Below are 3,478 nucleotides of genomic sequence, written 5' to 3' on the forward strand. Positions count from 1 at the left end.
TATAGCTGTGAGTCTAGCTGTGACCATAGCTGTGAGTCTTTTAACATGGCCAAGGCCAGATGGCAAGACATTGGCGAATCAAAGTGCAGTATTTTTGGTTTACTCAACCCCATATCAGCATACATATCCGCAATAGCCTTATCCGCCTCTTCAATATCCGTCTCACCACTAGCATTAGATACCCATTTCTGGATATAGTACGGAATTTGAGCTTCTTGTTCTTCAGTTATTTTTGCAATCCTAGACATCTCAGTCCCTGACTTCCCGTGCCATTTCGGCGTAGTAGTCATATTCGTTTACCTTCGCTGAATTCCACGCCAGATGCGGGAGTTTTACTGGTTTATGTTCCTCGTGTGTTACAGTAGTTTCCCCCTCAAATTCCCGCACACCATCTTCCCGTTCCATAACCTGGACCGTTACCCTATGAGCATGCCCTGTAAGTTCTCCATCTGCCAAGATATTCCCACAATTTTTCTTAACCATTTGTTTCTTCTCCCTTTTTAAGTATTTATTGTCTCCGTGTATGTTCATGCCGTCACCTCAACTATGCCGTATATTTGTTTCATATTTACAATTATATCCTTATTTTATTTACTAGTCAACTGTTTTAATCGTATTTGTATATTTCTTGTCAGCTATTTATTGTTATACCTGAATTTACTTGCATCCCAGTACAAAGTTACCGGTCTGCCAGCACCCATCTGTCTATCTTTAGCCCGGGCTATTTCCAGTGTGCCTGCGTTATTATTGCTGTAATAGTCCTCTCGGTAGAGCAGTAGCACTACATCAGCATCCTGTTCTATCTCCCCGCTGTCTCTTAAGTCAGATAGCATGGGATGCTTATCAGCTCTCGCCTCTACCGCCCTACTCAGTTGAGAAGCAATAACTAATGGGATATCGTATTCCAGCGAAATAGATTTCAATTGCTTTGATGCGTATCCCACCCTCTGCGTAGGATTATCCCCCTTGCTACTGTCAGAGCAGTCTTTAAGCATCTGTAAATAATCAACCAATACAAGGTCAACCCCGCCCATCTTGGAGACAGTAGCCCTGATGTCACTGGTAGACGATGCTGAACATATCAACCCTAAATCATATTCGCTAACCCTGCCTGAAGCGTCTGCTATCGCCCCTATCTTATCCATATTGAGCTGGCCAGTACGCAAATCCTTTGTTCCTATACCGCCCATAATGGCCAACAATCTTTCCGCTACAAATACCCTGCTCATCTCAAGTGATACGAACAATGCCCGTTTGCCTATACTTAAAGCATGCAACCAAATCTCCAGTAAGAGCTGGCTTTTACCCATAGATGGTCTCGCACCAACTACAATCAGTGAGCCCTTGTGCATGCCCGTAGTGCTTGCGTCTAACTGTTCATATCCGTACGGGATGGGACGGTACGCCTCTATGCTTTGAAGAGAAATCATATCGTCAGCTATATCAGACCCTGTAAATAACTTGCTGGCGGTTGCGGTGTCTTTAAGTACCTTCTCCAGAGATACGTAATCCCCTTGCTCGGCATACTTGATGGCTTGGTTATGGCGTGAGTGTTCCTTAACTATTCTAGCGTAATGCTCGGCGTCAAGAGATGTTGGCACAGCCATAGACAACTCGTTCAGGTAAGTATGGGGCGGGTGTGATTTCAGTTTGTCCATGTAGTTACCAAGCGTAATGTAATCTATGGGCGTGTTATCCCGTGCCATATCAGACATGGCAGACCAGATAACCTGATGGTCTGGCAAAGAAAAGTCCTGCGGTTTCAGGAATGAGACGTTCTTAAACACATACCCGTCTATAACTACAGAGCCTAATACTGCCTTCTCAGCATCTATATCACTAAACATATCGGCTTAATCCCCCGTTGTTTCACTAGTGACATCCGATTTCCCCTTGCTTTTAATTCGTTCTTCACATTTGCTTATGTCTTTACACTCGGTCAGCGTCTCGCCGTTTTCCAATATGTGGGTGAAAACATCTTCTCCTGTATGTCCGCAGTATTCACAAGTCTTTACCAATAGTTTGGTCTCCCTTCGCTAGTTTTTGATTTGAGCCAGCCCGGGTAATACTTAGCAATAGTTTGCGGGGATATCGGAGTGCCTGCCATCTTGGCATCTGACTGCCATTTCTTCTCTATCCAGTCATAACAATCTCCGACTTCCTCAAGGGTAACGCCCATCTGGAACAGTTTTTTAATCCCCCCTAAGTCCTGTCCTGTGACGGACTTTTTAACGCCCCGTTTTGCCTCCAGCAAAGCAATGCACTCGCCCCTGTACTGGTTTATTGGGGAAGGGGGGGCGGCGGAACTTTGGGGGTTAGGGGTTTCGGTTTTCTCAAAAGAAACAGTCTCTTCAGATGGACAAATTTTATTTGTCATGCTATATATTTCTTTATAATTTTCTTTATATAATGGTAGGGAGTTGCATTTTGACAACTTTTTGTTGCCATTTGACAACTTTGTTGCATTTTGACAACTTTCATTTTCGTCTAAATTCTCCCATGTTTCCCAGTCTTTGTTGATGCCAACCACTCCGCTCATATGCACCATGTTTTTACTTATCAGGCATCTCAAAGCACGGCTGACTGTACCCTTGTCAAGGTTTGTGTTCTGGGATATTTCCGCCTGCTTGATAGTGCGTGTTTTGGTACAGTAGCCATAAGTTTGGCGTATGATATAGAGTATTACCCTGAGTTCAGCACCGGACAAATCCACTTTGTACAGGTGTTCCATCAGCTCGTTGGCTATACGTGTAAATCCGTTTTCAACTTGAGGTTCGGCCATTAGTTTACTCCAAGTTTTTCCTAAGCAAGTCAATCAGGCATTTGACTTTGTCTTTAGGCTTATATTCCTCTGCAATACAGCAGACAAACGGACATTCTAATTTATTATTCTCTTTGCATAGGTTAGCACAATGGTAAACCCCGGCCGGGGGCTTGCGGAGGGTGAGCAAGTAGTAAATCTCCGCAAACTCGCAGCCGTTATTGTTCGCCTGTATGGCTTTATTTATTCTAGTAAGGCCCATCTTGCTCCCCCTTATTCTGAAGTTTTATCTGGTACGCCAGTAAATCCTTGCGGTCAAATACAATATTGCCGTTCAGATATTCTTCAAACAGGGCTGCTGTAATGAACAAATCCTTGAATCCCAGTTTGCCATACATGACAAGGTCTTTTGCATAAGCCAAAGAAAACCCTTTGTGCTTATTGTCCGGAGAAGATGCAACAACTTTAGTGGCAGCCTCTGCCGGTTCATCAGTAAGTTTGGCCGTATCAATATACTTAGTTCCCTTTGGAGAAGTCTTCAATGTAACTTCGGTTGCCTTGCCTTCTTCAAACTCTGGCCACAAACTATTCTTCTTGTCGGATATGACCCATGTTCTGCCTTCGGTGTCTATGACGGTCAGATGCTCACCCCATTTATTGGTTTCGTGCTTGAGTGAAACAGGTATAATCTTCATTCTTCGCTCTCCTCTCTGATAT

4 protein-coding genes and 1 pseudogene are annotated in these 3,478 nt (G+C 43.9%); all 5 read right to left on the reverse strand.

Annotation, left to right across the window (positions count from 1 at the left end):
• Window positions 1-248: pseudogene (locus WC259_RS07995) on the reverse strand (hypothetical protein); the annotation flags it as partial.
• Window position 249: 1 nt separating this feature from the next.
• On the reverse strand, window positions 250-531 hold the full coding sequence (locus WC259_RS08000; RefSeq protein WP_372644158.1) for a hypothetical protein: 282 nt from the start codon (window positions 529-531) through the stop codon (window positions 250-252).
• A gap of 104 nt (window positions 532-635) precedes the next feature.
• Window positions 636-1,847 (reverse strand): replicative DNA helicase, encoded by a 1,212-nt coding sequence (locus WC259_RS08005; protein ID WP_372644161.1) that lies wholly within the window; start codon window positions 1,845-1,847, stop codon window positions 636-638.
• A gap of 164 nt (window positions 1,848-2,011) precedes the next feature.
• Entirely contained in the window at window positions 2,012-2,782 is a 771-nt protein-coding gene (locus WC259_RS08010; RefSeq protein WP_372644164.1) for a replication protein, read from the reverse strand.
• Between the two features lie 227 nt (window positions 2,783-3,009).
• Window positions 3,010-3,478, reverse strand: a 469-nt coding sequence (locus WC259_RS08015; protein WP_372644167.1) for a hypothetical protein, incomplete at its 5' end; no start/stop codon positions are given.

The sequence above is a fragment of the Dehalococcoides sp. genome (genome assembly GCF_041654235.1).
GTDB classification, from domain to species: domain Bacteria; phylum Chloroflexota; class Dehalococcoidia; order Dehalococcoidales; family Dehalococcoidaceae; genus Dehalococcoides; species Dehalococcoides mccartyi_B.